The sequence below is a fragment of the Candidatus Endoriftia persephonae genome, from assembly GCF_023733635.1.
Taxonomy (GTDB): Bacteria; Pseudomonadota; Gammaproteobacteria; order Chromatiales; family Chromatiaceae; genus Endoriftia; species Endoriftia persephonae.
Map to the genome: position 1 here is coordinate 1,467,980 of NZ_CP090569.1, position 15,317 is coordinate 1,483,296.

12 protein-coding genes are annotated in these 15,317 nt (G+C 60.7%); 7 read left to right on the forward strand and 5 right to left on the reverse strand.

The window, feature by feature from the left end:
• Positions 1-295 precede the first annotated feature (295 nt).
• From purB to L0Y14_RS06705, 5 genes are all read right to left on the reverse strand, one after another.
• Positions 296-1,663: an adenylosuccinate lyase gene (gene purB, locus L0Y14_RS06685; protein ID WP_005963775.1), complete on the reverse strand. Its 1,368-nt coding sequence runs from the start codon at positions 1,661-1,663 to the stop codon at positions 296-298.
• Positions 1,664-1,985: 322 nt separating this feature from the next.
• Entirely contained in the window at positions 1,986-2,822 is an 837-nt protein-coding gene (locus L0Y14_RS06690) for a squalene/phytoene synthase family protein (protein WP_005963777.1), read from the reverse strand.
• Positions 2,810-3,463 carry an HAD family hydrolase gene (locus L0Y14_RS06695; RefSeq protein ID WP_005963780.1) on the reverse strand — a complete coding sequence of 218 codons (654 nt, stop codon included), beginning with the start codon at positions 3,461-3,463 and terminating at the stop codon, positions 2,810-2,812. The genes L0Y14_RS06690 and L0Y14_RS06695 overlap by 13 nt, the downstream gene beginning before the upstream one ends.
• The gene (gene ubiG / locus L0Y14_RS06700; protein ID WP_005963783.1) at positions 3,460-4,173 is read right to left on the reverse strand and encodes a bifunctional 2-polyprenyl-6-hydroxyphenol methylase/3-demethylubiquinol 3-O-methyltransferase UbiG; all 714 of its coding nucleotides are present in this window, start codon (positions 4,171-4,173) and stop codon (positions 3,460-3,462) included. The genes L0Y14_RS06695 and ubiG overlap by 4 nt, the downstream gene beginning before the upstream one ends.
• A gap of 204 nt (positions 4,174-4,377) precedes the next feature.
• Positions 4,378-5,697: a TRZ/ATZ family hydrolase gene (locus L0Y14_RS06705; protein WP_005963785.1), complete on the reverse strand. Its 1,320-nt coding sequence runs from the start codon at positions 5,695-5,697 to the stop codon at positions 4,378-4,380.
• A 65-nt stretch (positions 5,698-5,762) separates the two neighbouring features.
• Here L0Y14_RS06705 and mtnA point away from each other — a divergent pair, with 65 nt between their 5' ends.
• From mtnA to L0Y14_RS06740, 7 genes are all read left to right on the forward strand, one after another.
• Complete coding sequence (gene mtnA, locus L0Y14_RS06710) at positions 5,763-6,827, forward strand: S-methyl-5-thioribose-1-phosphate isomerase (protein ID WP_251859286.1); 1,065 nt, start codon at positions 5,763-5,765, stop codon at positions 6,825-6,827.
• Positions 6,828-6,957: 130 nt separating this feature from the next.
• The gene (gene gyrA, locus L0Y14_RS06715; protein WP_005963792.1) at positions 6,958-9,543 is read left to right on the forward strand and encodes a DNA gyrase subunit A; all 2,586 of its coding nucleotides are present in this window, start codon (positions 6,958-6,960) and stop codon (positions 9,541-9,543) included.
• Between the two features lie 98 nt (positions 9,544-9,641).
• A complete protein-coding gene (gene serC / locus L0Y14_RS06720) occupies positions 9,642-10,724 on the forward strand; it encodes a 3-phosphoserine/phosphohydroxythreonine transaminase (protein ID WP_005963794.1) in 1,083 nt (360 codons plus the stop codon).
• Positions 10,725-10,859: 135 nt separating this feature from the next.
• The gene (locus L0Y14_RS06725; protein ID WP_006474107.1) at positions 10,860-12,041 is read left to right on the forward strand and encodes a phosphoglycerate dehydrogenase; all 1,182 of its coding nucleotides are present in this window, start codon (positions 10,860-10,862) and stop codon (positions 12,039-12,041) included.
• A gap of 17 nt (positions 12,042-12,058) precedes the next feature.
• Complete coding sequence (gene pheA / locus L0Y14_RS06730) at positions 12,059-13,156, forward strand: prephenate dehydratase (protein ID WP_005963800.1); 1,098 nt, start codon at positions 12,059-12,061, stop codon at positions 13,154-13,156.
• Positions 13,157-13,210: 54 nt separating this feature from the next.
• Positions 13,211-14,317, forward strand: a complete 1,107-nt coding sequence (gene hisC / locus L0Y14_RS06735; protein ID WP_006474108.1) for a histidinol-phosphate transaminase — start codon at positions 13,211-13,213, stop codon at positions 14,315-14,317.
• Positions 14,314-15,180 (forward strand): prephenate dehydrogenase, encoded by an 867-nt coding sequence (locus L0Y14_RS06740; RefSeq protein ID WP_005963805.1) that lies wholly within the window; start codon positions 14,314-14,316, stop codon positions 15,178-15,180. Before hisC ends, L0Y14_RS06740 begins: the two co-directional genes overlap by 4 nt.
• Positions 15,181-15,317: the final 137 nt, after the last annotated feature.

Here is a 15,317-nt window from a genome sequence, read left to right on the forward strand (position 1 = left end):
TATAGACCCAGGTTAGGGATCGATCAGCAGGAAGTGAGTTCTGATTTTGCCCTGGGATGTGATCCAGGCCCGACTGCAGAAAAAAGAAAACCCGGCATACCAGGCTGGGGGGCGGTAGGCCGGGTTTGAATGCAGACGGACCGAGCGACTCGTATTGCGGACACGAGCGGGAGGACAAGCCAATCGGCTACCGTCTGCAGAGATATTATGAACTAAATTCTCCAAGTGAAACCGTGCTTTGGTTCACAAAGTCCAAGCAATCCTTGATCAAGGTCCTGGTTCTCTATGATGGCAGTCAAATACGTTTTGCCTGCTCGGTCGCATTTCCGATATAGCCTTGTGGGGTCAACTGTTTCAACGATGCCTTGGCCGCATCGGGGATCTCCAGGCCATCGATGAAGCTGGCCAGCTGCGCTGGGGTGATGCGCTGCCCGCGGGTCAGCTCCTTCAGTTTCTCGTAGGGTTTTTCCACCCCGTAGCGGCGCATTACGGTCTGGATCGGCTCCGCCAGCACCTCCCAGTTGCCCTCCAGGTCGGCCAGCATTGCCTCGCGGTTCGCCTCCAGCTTGCTGATACCGCGCAGGATCGATTGCAGTGCAATGCTGGTGTGGGCAAAGCCGACGCCGAGGTTGCGAAGCACCGTGGAGTCGGTCAGATCCCGCTGCCAGCGGGAGATCGGTAGTTTGGCGGTGAGATGGCCGAATAGGGCGTTAGCGATGCCCAGATTGCCCTCACCATTCTCGAAGTCGATCGGGTTGACCTTGTGCGGCATGGTGGAGGAGCCCACCTCGCCGGCGATGGTCTTCTGCTTGAAGTAGCCCAGCGAGATGTAGCTCCAGATGTCGCGGCAGAAGTCGATCAGGATGGTATTGAAGCGCGCCACCGCATCGAACAGCTCGGCCATGTAGTCGTGGGGTTCGATCTGGATGGTGTAGGGGTTCCAGTCGAGGCCCAGTGATTCGATAAAGCGCTGCGCAAAGCCGGGCCAATCGATCTCCGGATAGGCAGAGAAGTGGGCGTTGTAGTTGCCCACCGCGCCGTTGATCTTGCCCAGCATCTGCAGGCCGGCGATCTGCTCGCGCTGACGATGCAGCCGGTAGACCACGTTGGCCATCTCCTTGCCCATGGTGGAGGGGGAGGCGGGCTGGCCGTGGGTGCGGCAGAGCATCGGGGTATCGGCCAGTTCGTGGGCCAGGGCGCGGACCGCCTCGATCACCTCGTCGATCTGCGGCAGCAGCACTTGGCCGCGTCCCTCGCGCAGCATCAGCGCGTGGGAGAGGTTGTTGATGTCCTCCGAGGTGCAGGCGAAGTGGATAAACTCGCTGATCGCCTCCAGCTCGTCGTTGCCGGCGATCTTCTCCTTTAGGAAGTACTCCACCGCCTTCACATCGTGGTTGGTGGTGCGCTCGATATTTTTGACCCGTTGGGCATCCTCTTCACTGAAATTCAGCACGATATTGTTGAGGATCTTGTTGGCATGCTCGCTGAGCGGTGGCACCTCGCTGACCTCATCGGCCGCCGCCAGTGCCTGTAGCCAGCGCACCTCCACCAGCACCCGGTGACGGATAAGGCCATATTCGCTGAAGATAGGGCGCAGCTCATCGGTCTTGCTGCCGTAACGCCCGTCCACCGGAGAGACTGCGGTCAATGTGGAGAGTTGCATGGTTTTCTGCCTGCCTGATCTGAAAAAAGGGCGAGTATACCCAATCCATTGGGGAGGCGGGAAATCGTCGCTCGCTTTCGTTCAGACTTAAGCAGAGGCTCCTTAGTCGTTAATAATGGGGCTGATCTGATTGCTGCAGTTTGGGATGCCGCATGGATTGGAGTCGTCAGGGTGATCGAATGATTTTCTGTCAACAGAGATGACTTTCATGGAGTTCCGACTACAGTGTTTGTTGATCAAGAAATGGCCTGACCGCACGGCCAGACCATTTTCTCTTGATGAGCCCCTCAATATTACGGAGCAAGCTTCCACACAAAGCCACTCAGAATCTCAACCACCCAGCGATCACGGTATGCCAAAGTATCTCAAGCGGGGAGAGTTCCGGCCGCCGCTGCAGGATCTTGGCCCTCTCCTGTGCTAACAGCCGTTGGTGTCGATGGGCCAAAGCATAGAGATTAAGGCTCGGCCGTAGCGCCGGCAGCGGGTGTCTTTCGAGATGTTGTGTGGTGCTCTGGCGCCACTGCTCGGCTGTTTCCAGCGCCTCGTCAATAAAGGCAGCTGTTTCTTGGGCATATGTCTGCAGCAGCAACTTATCAGGTGTCAACTTGTATTGTTGCAGGGGCTCGTGAGCTAGCAGGTATCTGCCTTGGCGCAACTCCCAGCCCAGGTTGTGTATGGTCCCCACCAGCCAGGAGTAGGCTCCGATCTGGCGGGCGGCCTCGATCTTATCTTCAGGAATCTGCAGGCTTCTCGCCAGCAGTTCGCAGAAGCTGCCATCCAGCTGCCGGGCATGCTGTTGCAGCTCAGCCCAGTCTGAAGGCGGGGTGCCCGCTAGTTGCCGCTTCATCGCTGTCGCCATCTGATCGAACAGTGCGAGTGGAAGCTTCTCATCAGATACAAGCGGAATCAGGGCCTGTGCCAGGGGGTGTCGGGCATGGCCCCGGCAGGCGTTAGCGGTCTCGCTTCGCCACCACTCGAGGCGCGCCTGCGCCACTCCAGCATCACTGCACTCCCGTGCGATGCGCAACAGCTCCTCACGCCAGGCGAACAGCAGTCCGATCTGCTCGCGTCCGTTACGTGGTGAAAAGCGAATCGCGTAGTAGTTGGCAGAACCGGGTGGGACGAGCCGCCGCAGGTGCTCTGCGACTATTCGATCCAATCCAGGATCTCCTGCGGATGGCGGATTAGGCCGTCGGCGTGCCAGCTCTCTGGCCGGTCATCCTCGGTGAGATAGCCGAACAGTGCGGCGAGGGTGAGGGTGCCGGCGTTGCGGCCCGCTTCGATGTCGCGCTCGGCATCGCCCACATAGAGCGACTCAAACGGCTCCACGCCTACCTGTTGGCAGGCGTGGTAGATCGGCGCTGGGTGGGGTTTAGGGTATGCCGCAGTATCGCCGCTGATAATGCAGGCGGCTTGTTCCCCCCTGGCGAGCTGGCGCATCAGCGGTTCGGTCAGCCAGGCCGGTTTATTGGTGACTATGCCCCAGGGGATGTGGCGTTCCTGCAGTGCATCCAGCAAGGGCTCTATGCCGTCGAACAGGCGGGTGTGCACTGCGATATTGGCCAGGTAGTCGTCGAGAAAGGCCCGCCGCAGCGCTTCGTAGCGGGCATTGCCAGGTTCCAGCCCAAAGCCGACCCTGATCATCGCCTGGCTGCCGTGGGAGACCGCCGGGCGCACCTGCGCGAACGGCATCGGCGGTAGGCCCTCGCCGGCGCGTACCCGATTGAGGGCCTGGTGCAGATCGGGGGCAGTGTCGGCGAAGGTCCCGTCCAGGTCGAACAGGACACAGCGGATTGTCATGCGTCAGCCCGGACCGTGTGGACCATGTAGTTGACATCCACATCACTGCCCAGTGAGTAGCGCTGGTTCAGCGGGTTGTAGCTCAGGCCGGTGATGTCGCAGGTCTCCAGTCCGGCGGCGCGGATCCAGCGGTCCAGCTCCGCCGGCTTGATGAACTTGGCGAAGTCGTGGGTGCCCTTGGGCAGCAGCCGCAGCAGATATTCCGCGCCGACGATGGCAAACAGATAGGATTTCGGATTGCGATTGAGGGTGGAGAAGAAGACGTGGCCGCCGGGTTTGACCAGCCGCGCGCAGGCGTTGATCACCGAGGCGGGATCGGGCACATGCTCCAGCATCTCCATGCAGGTCACCACATCGAAAGCCGCCGGGCGCTCCTCGGCCAGCCGTTCCACCGGGATGCGTTCGTAGTTGACCTCCAGTCCTGATTCGAACAGATGCAGTCGTGCGACCTGCAGTGGCGCCTCACCCATATCTATGCCGGTTACTTGGGCGCCGCGCTCCGCCATGCTCTCGGCGAGAATGCCGCCGCCGCAGCCCACATCCAGCACCTCCTTGCCGGCCAAATGGGCGATCTGGTCGATATAGCCGAGGCGCAGTGGATTGATCTCATGCAGCGGTTTGAACTCGCTGTGGGGGTCCCACCAGCGAGAGGCGAGCGCCTCGAACTTGCTGATTTCGGCGTGATCGACGTTGATGGATTCCTGGCTCATTGTTGCTGCGACCGGGGTAGCGGATGGAACGAACGATTATAGCGCGTCATGGAGCCTCTGAATAAGTCTGGACGCAGTCGATTGTGATTCAGAATATTCAGATTCAAGACGCAAATCGCACGTAAAGCTTACGTTCATGTAGGCGAGGAAAAAGTTGGGCATTCTGGGCGCAAGATACGAGTTCATGACTTGTTCAGAGGCTCCTCAGCCCTCGGCAATCCTCTCCCGCCAGCTGGCGGCCCGGCTGATCAGCTCACCACTGTCGAGGGTGGTGAGGCAACCGTTGCGCACCAGCTGGCGCCCGGCGACCCAGACCTGGCTGACCTGCTCACGCCCGGCAGCGTAGACGATTTGTGAGATTGGATGGTAGACCGGCTGGGTGTTGAGGCGATTCAGATCCACGGCTGCCAGGTCGGCCGATTTGCCGACCTCTAGGGAGCCGATTTCCTGCTCCAGCCCCAGTGCCCGGGCGCCGTTGATGGTGGCCATCGAGAGTGCCTGGGCGGCGGGTAGGGTGGCGGCATCTCCGGCTACCCCTTTGGCCAGCAGGGCGGCGCTGCGCATCTCGCTGAACATGTCGAGGTCGTTGTTGCTGGCAGCGCCATCGGTGCCCAGCGCCAGGTTGACGCCGGCCTCCAGCAGCTTCGCCACCGGGCAGAAGCCGCTGGCGAGCTTCAGATTCGACTCCGGGCAGTGGATCACATGGCCGCCACTCTCGGCGAAGCGGCTGATCTCCCCCTCTTCCAGGTGGGTCATGTGCACCGCCTGCAGGGTAGGGGAGAGCAGACCCAGTCGCTGCAGCCGTGCCATCGGCCGGTCGTTATGCTGCTGCAATCCTTGCACGATCTCGTCGTTGGTCTCGTGCAGATGAATGTGCACCGGGATATCCAACTCGTCGGACAATACTTGGATGCGCTCCAGTGGCGCATCGGAGACAGAGTAGGGGGCATGGGGGGCGAAAGCGGTTTTGATCAGGCCGTTGCTGCGGAACTGGTCGTGTACCTCCAGCCCCTTGTGCAGATACTCCTCCCAGTCTGCGGCCCAGACCGACGGAAAATCGATGGTGATCAGGCCGACCATCGCGCGCATGCCGGCGGCGTGAGCGGCGCGGGCGGTGACATCCGGGAAGAAGTACATGTCGTTGAAGCAGGTAGTACCGCCGCACAGCATCTCCGCCATTGCCAACTGGCTGCCGTCGTGGACAAATTCCTCGCTCACCCAGCGCTGCTCCGCCGGCCAGATGTGCTGGTTGAGCCAGCTCATCAGTGGCAGGTCATCGGCCAGTCCGCGCAGCAGTGACATAGCGAGATGGGTGTGAGCGTTGACCAGACCGGGGATCAGCGCCTGCCCCGGTAGCTCCAGACGGTTCTCTGCCTGATATCGGGATGCGGCCTGATCCACCGGCAGGAGCCCGATGATCCGCCCGCCATCGATGGCAAGCGCGTGGTTTTCCAACACTTCGCCTTCGGGAACCACCGGGATGATCCACTCGGCCTGGATCAGGGTGTCGATCTGTTGCTGCATAGCGCTTGCCTTTTTTTATCGCTTTGTTCTAAATGACCGCCAAATTTGCCACGAGATTCGATCAGATGGAAGCCGACCACATTGCCCTGAACCCCTCGCCTGACAACGCCATTGCCTGGCACGCCAAGCAGCTCTGGCTGCTCGATCAACGCAAACTGCCGGCCAGCGCCGAGTATCTGGAACTGAGGAGTGCCGAGGCCACTGCTGATGCGATCCGCGAGATGGTGGTGCGGGGCGCGCCGGCGATCGGCATCACCGCCGCCTACGGGGTGGTGCTGGCAGCCCGTACCGCCTACGCGGCAGCCGGCTCCGGCTGGAAGAGCGCGATCCAGCTCGACCTGGGTCGGCTGCGGGATTCTCGTCCCACTGCGGTGAACCTGTTCTGGGCGCTGGATCGCATGCGGGGGCTGATCGACAGCCTGGACGATGAGGCCAACCCTGAGCCGCAGCTGCTGCAGGAGGCCGAGCAGATCCACGCCGAGGATGTGGCGGCGAACCGGTGCATGGGGGAGCTGGGGGCGGCGCTGATCGACGGCCCCACTGGTGTCATCACCCACTGCAACGCCGGGGCGCTGGCTACTGGCGGCTACGGCACTGCGCTGGGGGTGATCCGCAACGCTCACGCCGCGGGGCGTATCAATAAGGTCTATGCTGACGAGACCCGTCCCTGGCTGCAGGGGGCAAGGTTGACCGCCTGGGAACTGCTGGCGGACGCGATCCCGGTGACCCTGCTGGCGGATGGTGCCGCGGCCAACCGGATGGCCCAGGGGGGCGTCGGCTGGATTATCGTCGGCTCTGACCGGATCGCCGCCAACGGCGATGTGGCCAACAAAATCGGCACCTTCAGTCTGGCAGTGGTAGCCAAGTACCACGGCGTGAAGGTGATGGTGGTGGCTCCCACTTCTACCATCGACATGCAGGTCGCCTCTGGCAAGGAGATCCCAATCGAGGTGCGTGGCGGCGATGAGCTGCTCTGCTGCGGTGCGCAGCGTATTGCCGCCGAGGGTGCGGAGGTATGGAATCCGGTGTTTGACGTGACGCCGGCGGAGTTGGTCGATGCCATCGTCACCGAGAAGGGTGTTGTGCTCTCGCCAAATGTAGAAAAGATGCGGCAGCTGATGGAATCTTGAGCTCAGAGCGCCAGGAAACTGTTTTCAGGCGCTTTTTGTACAACAAAGGGGGGCGGGGCTATGTTACAATCCGGCAATTTTAACGCCTCCTGAATCCTCTGAGGCGTGAGCGGAACAGAAACCAGCGCCTATGAGCGAATTCGCCAAAGAAGTCCTGCCGGTCAATCTCGAAGACGAGATGCGTCAGTCCTACCTCGACTACGCGATGAGCGTAATCGTAGGGCGGGCGCTGCCGGATGTTCGTGACGGACTCAAGCCAGTCCATCGTCGTGTGCTCTATGCGATGAGCGTGCTCGGCAACGATTGGAACAAGCCCTATAAAAAGTCGGCCCGCGTGGTCGGCGACGTGATCGGTAAATATCACCCCCATGGCGATACTGCGGTCTACGACACTATCGTGCGAATGGCCCAGCCTTTCTCCATGCGCTACATGCTGGTGGATGGTCAGGGCAACTTTGGCTCGGTGGATGGCGATGCGCCTGCCGCCATGCGTTACACCGAAGTGCGCATGGCGAAGATCGCCCACAGCATGCTCGATGATCTCGACAAAGAGACCGTCGATTTCGTCCCCAACTACGACAACAGCGAACATGAGCCGGCGGTACTGCCGGCGCGCATCCCCAATCTGCTGATCAACGGCTCCACCGGTATTGCGGTGGGCATGGCGACCAACATCCCGCCGCACAACCTGGGCGAGGTGATCGATGCCTGTATTGCGTTGGTGGACAATGAGGCGATCAGCATGAGTGAGCTGATGCAGTATCTGCCGGGGCCCGACTTTCCCACCGCCGCTATTATCAACGGCGCCCACGGTATCAAAGAGGCCTATCGGACCGGCCGCGGCCGCATCTATATGCGCGCCCGCACCGAGATCGAAAGTCTCGACAGTAGTAACAGACAGCGCATCATCGTTCACGAGCTGCCCTATCAGGTGAACAAGGCGCGTCTGCTGGAAAAGATCGCCGAGCTGGTCAAAGAGAAGAAGATCGAGGGTATCACCGAACTGCGCGATGAGTCCGACAAAGATGGCATGCGCATGGTCATCGAGCTGCGCCGCGGCGAAGTGGCGGAGGTGGTGCTTAACAACCTGTTCCAGCAGACGGCGATGCAGAGCGTCTTCGGTATCAATATGGTGGCCCTGGTGGACGGCCAACCGCGGCTGCTCAATCTGAAGCAGATGCTGGAGTATTTCATCCGCCACCGCCGCGAGGTGGTGACTCGCCGTACCCTGTTCGAGTTGCGCAAGGCGCGGGATCGGGCCCATGTTTTGGAGGGGCTGGCGGTTGCTTTGGCGAATATTGACGAGGTGATTGCGCTGATCAAGGCGGCCTCCAGTCCGGCTGAGGCGAAGCTCGCGCTACTGGCACGGCACTGGCAGTCGGGCACGGTGGAGGCGATGCTCCAGCGCGCCGGTGCCGACAGCACCCGTCCGGAGGGTCTGGCGCTGGAGTTTGGGCTCTCTGAACAGGGTTACCGTCTCACGGAGATCCAGGCGCAGGCGATTCTGGATCTGCGTCTGCACCGCTTGACCGGTCTTGAGCAGGACAAAATCATCAAGGAGTACGAGGAGTTACTCGAAAAGATTGCGAATTTGCTCGATATTCTCTCCAGTTCTTTCCGGCTGATGGAGGTGATTCGCGACGAGCTGCTGGCGATTCGCGAGCAGTACAACGACCCGCGCCGTACCCAGATTATCCAGGACCGACTCGACCTCACTCTGGAGGATCTGATCACCGAAGAGGATGTGGTGGTGACGCTTTCGCATAAGGGCTATGCGAAGGCTCAACCGATCAGCGTCTATCAGGCGCAGCGGCGCGGTGGCAAGGGCAAGTCGGCGACTGCCACCAAGGACGAGGATTTTGTCGACAAGCTGTTTGTCGCCAGCACCCACGACACCATTCTCTGCTTTTCTAGTCACGGTAAGGTCTACTGGCTGAAGGTCTATGAGCTGCCCCAGGCCGGTCGCGGCGCACGCGGCAAGCCGATGGTCAACCTGCTGCCGCTGGGCGAAGAGGAGCGGATCAACGCGATCCTGCCGGTGCGTGAGTTCCCCGAAGACCGCTACGTGTTCATGGCGACCCGTTCCGGCATCGTCAAAAAGACTCCGCTGGAGGCCTTTTCGCGGCCCCGCGCCAGTGGCATCATCGCGGTCGATCTAAGACCTGACGATCGGCTGATCGGGGTCGAGATCACCGATGGTGATCAGCATGTGATGCTGTTTGCCAGCTCCGGCAAGGCGGTGCGTTTCCATGAGTCCCATGTGCGGCCGATGGGGCGTACCGCTTGCGGTGTGCGTGGTATCAAGTTCGCCCCGGAGCAGCAGTTGGTCTCGCTGATCGTCGGTGATCAGGGTGATATCCTGACGGTGACTGAAAACGGCTTCGGCAAGCGTACCCCGGTGGCTCAGTACCCGGTACATGGCCGCGGTGGCATGGGCGTGATCTCGGTGCAGACCTCCGAGCGCAATGGCCCGGTGGTGGGGGCTGTGCAGGTCCAGGAAGATGACGAGATCATGATGATCACCAATGGCGGTACCCTGGTGCGAACGCCGGTGAGGGATGTCTCGCAGATGGGGCGCAACACCCAGGGCGTCACCATGATCCGCCTCGGCAAGGCGGAGCGGCTGATCGGCATTGAGCGAATTGAAAATCTGGAAGAGGAGCAGGATGCCGGGGAAGAGGTGTCGGATGGCGCTTCCGATGAGTCGGCAGATTGATCTCCTCCGGTGGCTGGAGACCGGTCATTGCTTCAGTATGGTCTCGCCTATAGAGGCTTATTAAAGTCTTAAATTAAACAAGATGTTGAGAGGAAAAGATGTCACGAGTCTTCAATTTTAGCGCCGGTCCGGCGGCGCTGCCTGAGGCAGTTCTAAAACGGGCAGGTGAAGAGCTGCTCGATTGGCACGGTGCGGGCATGTCGGTGATGGAGATGAGCCATCGCGGTAAGGAGTTCATGTCGATCGCGGTGCAGGCCGAGGCGGATCTGCGCGAGCTGCTGGCGGTGCCTGATAACTACAAGGTGTTGTTCCTGCAGGGCGGTGCCTCCAGCCAGTTTGGCATGGTGCCGATGAATCTGACCCGTGATAACAAAAAGGTTGATTATCTGATCACCGGTTCCTGGTCGAAGAAGGCAGTGGCTGAGGCGAAACGCTATGCTGAGGTCAATCTCGCTGCGGACACCAGCGACAGCAAGTTCACCATCGCGCCTGGGCAGAACGAGCTGAAACTCAGCGGCGATGCCGCCTATGTCCACTACACCCCCAACGAGACCATCCATGGCGTCGAGTTCCCCTATGTGCTGGAGACCGGAGATGTGCCGCTGGTGGCAGACTTCTCTTCCACCATCCTGTCGCGCCCCATCGACGTCTCGAAGTACGGCATCATCTACGCCGGCGCGCAGAAGAATATCGGCCCTGCCGGTCTGACCATCGTCATCGTGCGCGATGACCTGATCGGCAACGCTAGCGATGGCACGCCGACCATGTTCAATTACGCCACCCATGCCAAATCAGGCTCGATGTATAACACACCCCCCACCTATGGCTGGTATCTGGCAGGCTTGGTGTTTAAGTGGCTTAAAGAGAAGGGCGGGCTGAGCGCCATGGCGGAGATCAACCAGCGCAAGGCGCAGGCGCTCTACGCTGCCATCGACGGTTCTGACTTCTACGCCAATCCGGTGGATCCGAGCTGCCGCTCCTGGATGAATGTGCCTTTCACCCTGGCCGATGCTGAACTGGACACCAAGTTCCTGGAGGGTGCCAGCGCCGCGGGCCTCAAAACCCTCAAGGGCCACCGCTCGGTGGGTGGTATGCGCGCCAGCATCTACAATGCCATGTCGGAAGAGGGCGTGCAGGCCCTGATCGACTACATGGCTGAGTTCGAACGAGTAAACGGATAAAAACGCCGAGATCGCGGAGACGCAAAGGTCGCAGAGATACATTTAATATTTATTTCAGAAAGTTAGAAATAAATGATCTTTGCGTTCCCTGTGTCTCAGCGACCTCCGCGTTGATCGCACCAAGGTTGAAGTAAAATGTACAAGATCCTGACCCTGAACAATATCTCGGTGGCTGGCCTGGATCGCCTGCCGCGCGACAATTACGAAGTGGCCTCAGAGGTCGCGCACCCCGATGCGATCCTGCTGCGCTCCTATAAGATGCACGATATGGAGATCCCGAAGACGGTGCAGGCGATCGGCCGCGCCGGTGCCGGCGTCAACAACATCCCGGTCGACAAGATGACCGCTCGGGGCATCTCGGTGTTCAATGCCCCGGGCGCCAACGCCAACGCGGTAAAAGAGCTGGTGGTCGCCGGTATGCTGCTGGCGGCGCGCAACATCAGCCAGTCGTGGAAGTTCGCCACCGGGCTCGAAGGGGACGACGCGGTGATCTCCAAAAATGTGGAGTCGGGCAAGAAGAACTTCGTCGGATTCGAGCTGCCTGGGCGCACCATGGGCGTGATCGGCCTGGGCGCCATCGGCGTCAAGGTGGCCAACGTCTGCCGCGCCTTGGGCATGAATGTTATCGGCTACGATCCCACCATCACGGTACAGAGCGCCTGGAAGCTGGAGGCCGATGTGGAGCAGGCGCTGAGTGTCGACGATCTGCTCTCCAAGGCGGACTTTGTCACCTTCCATGTGCCGCTTAACGATGCCACCGCCAACATGATCAACGCCGATCGCCTGAAGCTGATGAAGAAGGGCTCGGTGCTGCTCAATTTCGCGCGCAACGGCATCATCGATGACGAGGCGGCGGTGGCTGCCCTCGATGAAGGCCAGCTCTACGCCTATATCTGTGACTTCCCCAGCAACCTGCTGAAGGATCACCCGCGGGTGATTACCCTGCCGCATCTCGGTGCCTCCACCAAAGAGGCGGAGGATAACTGCGCGATCATGGTGGCGGATCAGGTGCGGGAGTATCTCGAGGACGGCAACATCACCAACTCGGTCAACTTCCCCGAGATCAACCTGCCACGCAACGGCGGTTTTCGCTTGGCGGTGGTCAACAGCAATGTGCCGAACATGGTGGGGCAGATATCTACCGATCTGGGTAACGCTGGTCTGAACATCGTCGATATGCTCAACAAGTCTCGGGATAATATCGCCGTCACCCTGCTGGATATCGACCGTGAGCCGCCAAAGAGCGTGGTCGATGAGCTGGCCGCCATCGAGGGTGTGTTGTCGGTGCGTTGTCTCGGTTGCCCAGATAAAGACTGAGCTGGCGCTGCTGGGTAATGGATGAAGCAGTGAGTGACGATCAGAAACTGGCGGCGATCCGTGATCGCATCGATGCGATCGATGAGGAGATCCAGCGCCTGTTTAATGCCCGTGCAGAGGCGGCCCAGGAGGTCGCCAGGATCAAGCTGGCGGCCGATCCCCAGGCGCAGTTCTACCGTCCGGAGCGGGAGGCCCAGGTGTTGCGCCGGATCAAGGAACGCAATAGCGGACCGCTCGACCCAGAGGAGGTGGCGCGGCTGTTTCGTGAGATCATGTCCGCCTGCCTGGCGCTGGAACAGCCCCTTCAGGTTGCCTTTCTCGGCCCTGAGGGCACCTTTACCCAGGCGGCGGCGCTGAAGCATTTTGGCCACTCGGTGCAGTGTCTGCCGATGGGCTCGATCGGCGATGTCTTCAGCGAGGTGGAGTCCGGGGCCTGCCACTATGGCGTGGTGCCGGTGGAGAACTCCACCGAGGGCGTGATCAGCCACACCCTCGACAGCTTTGTCAGCTCACCGCTTTTGATCTGTGGCGAGGTAACCCTGCGCATCAACCACCACCTGCTCTCGTCTGAGTCTGGGCTACAGCAGATCAGGACTGTCTACTCCCACCAGCAGTCGCTGGCCCAGTGTCGTGGCTGGCTCGATCGCCATCTGCCCCAGGCGGAGCGGGTTGCGGTGGGCAGCAACGCAGAGGCGGCGCGCATGGCCTCCCAGCATGCGGGGGTTGCTGCGATCGCCGGTGAGACCGCGGCGGAGATCTATGGACTACCGCAACTAGTGAGCAACATTGAGGATGAAGCGGGTAATACCACCCGTTTTCTGGTGATTGGTAAAAAAGATGCCGGTGCCAGCGGCGACGACAAGACCAGTCTGCTGCTCTCGACCCAGAACCGGGCCGGCGGGCTGCATGGGCTGCTGTCGCCCTTTGCCGAGCACAGCATCAGCATGACCCGTATCGAGTCGCGTCCCTCCCGGCGCGGCATCTGGGACTATGTCTTCTTTGTTGATATCAACGGCCATCGCAGTGATCCGGCAGTGGCCGAGGCGCTGCGGCAACTGGAGCAGCAGGCGTCGCTGTTTCGTGTGCTCGGCTCCTACCCGAAGGCGGTGCTTTGATCCAGGCGCTTTCTGCGCCTAATCCGGGACCATCCGTAGCGAAACCAGGCTTCCATGTCAGATAATCGTTTTATTCAACTGTGCAGTGCGGGCATTGCCCAGCTCAAGCCCTACCTGCCGGGCAAGCCGATCTCGGAGCTGGAGCGGGAGCTGGGGATCAGCGGCTCGATCAAGCTCGCCTCCAACGAAAATTCGCTCGGTGCCAGTCCCAGGGTGGCCGAGGCAATCGGCGCGCTGATGAGCGAGATTGCCCGCTATCCGGATGGTAGCGGTTTCGAGCTGAGTCAGGCGCTGGTGGCGAAGCACGATTGCGATCCCGCCTGCATCACCCTGGGCAACGGCTCCAATGACGTGCTCGACATGATTGCGCGGGTATTTCTTGGACCTGGGTGCGAGTCGCTCTTCTCCCAATACGCCTTTGCGGTCTACCCGATCAGCAGTCAGGCGGTGGGGGCCGAACTGGTGATCGCTCCGGCGAAGGATTACGGGCACGATCTGCAAGCGATGCGCGAGCGGCTTAGCGAGCGAACCCGGGTGGTTTGGATCGCCAACCCCAACAATCCCACCGGCACCTGGCTGAAGCGTGGTGAGCTGAAGTCCTTCATCGCCGATCTGCCTGAGCAGGTGATTGTGGTGGTGGACGAGGCCTATATCGAGTATGTGGATCAGCCCGACTACCCCGATGCCTCCCTGTGGCTCGACGAGTTTCCCAACCTAATCGTCACCCGCACCTTCTCCAAGGCCTACGGACTCGCTTCGCTGCGGGTCGGTTATGCGCTCTCTCACCCGGATCTGGCCGGTCTGCTCAATCGGGTGCGCCAACCGTTCAATGTGAATGCGATGGCCCAGGCCGGGGCGCTGGCGGCCTTGGGTGATCAGGCCTTCATCCGGCGCTCGGTGGAGAGCAACCGGCAGGGTATGACGCAGCTGACCGCAGGTTTCCAGCGACTGGGGCTGAAATATATCCCCTCGGTAGGTAACTTTGTCACCCTCAGGCTCGATCGGCCGGCAGCGGAAATCGACCAGGCGCTGCTGCGCGAGGGCTGCATCACCCGCCCAGTCGCCAACTATGGTTTGCCTGAGCATCTGCGCGTAAGTGTCGGGCTGGCAGAGGAAAACAGTCGTTTTCTCGATGCTCTTGAAGAGGTGCTGAAGCGGTGATTCGCAAGCTGGCAATCATTGGCGTCGGTCTGATCGGCGGCTCCATGGCCCGCGCCCTGCGGGATGAAGGGGTGGTGCAGGAGATCGTCGGCTGTGGCCGTAACCGGGAGAATCTGGAGAAGGCCGTCGCACTGGGGGTGATCGACCACTACAGCCACGATGTGGCGGTGGCGGTGCGCGGTGCCGATCTGGTCTTGCTCGCCGTGCCACTGGGGGCGATGGCGGACACATTGCGCGCGATGAAAGGCCATCTGGCAGAGGATGCAGTGGTCACCGACGCGGGCAGCGTTAAGGGCAGCGTGGTGCGGGATGCCGTCGAGGTGTTCGGCGAGGTGCCGCCGTTCTTCGTGCCGGGCCATCCGATTGCCGGCACCGAGCGCAGCGGGGTGGAGGCCTCTTTCGCGGAGCTCTACCGCAACCGTCGGGTGATCCTGACCCCTCTGGAGACCACCGATCAAGGTGCGCTGGAACGGGTCGAATGGGCCTGGCAAAAGTGCGGCGCGGTGGTCACAAAGATGGCGGTGGAACACCACGATGAGGTGCTGGCCGCGACCAGTCATTTGCCCCATATGCTTGCCTTTAGTCTGGTCGACTCACTGGCGCGGATGAAGGAGAACGATGAGATCTTCCGCTACGCGGCGGGGGGATTTCGTGACTTCACCCGCATCGCCTCCAGCAATCCGGTGATGTGGCGCGACATCTGTATCGCCAATCAGGATGCCCTGGGTGGGATGCTGAAACGCTTTGCCGATGAGTTGCATGAGATGGCGGCGGTGCTTAAGGCGGGGGACAGCGAGGCGCTGGAGCAGATCTTCGCCCGGGCCAAAGCGGCCAGGGATCGCTATATCGACCGGGCCGAGTAATGTAACCCCACAATAGTGCACTGGCCAGCACATAGGCTTGCTGTAGGTCGGGCTAAAGCCCGACCTGTCCGTCTAAAGACGGACCGAAAAGGGTCTGTTTTAATGCTGGGTTGTGGAATATGAATTTTCTGTGAGAT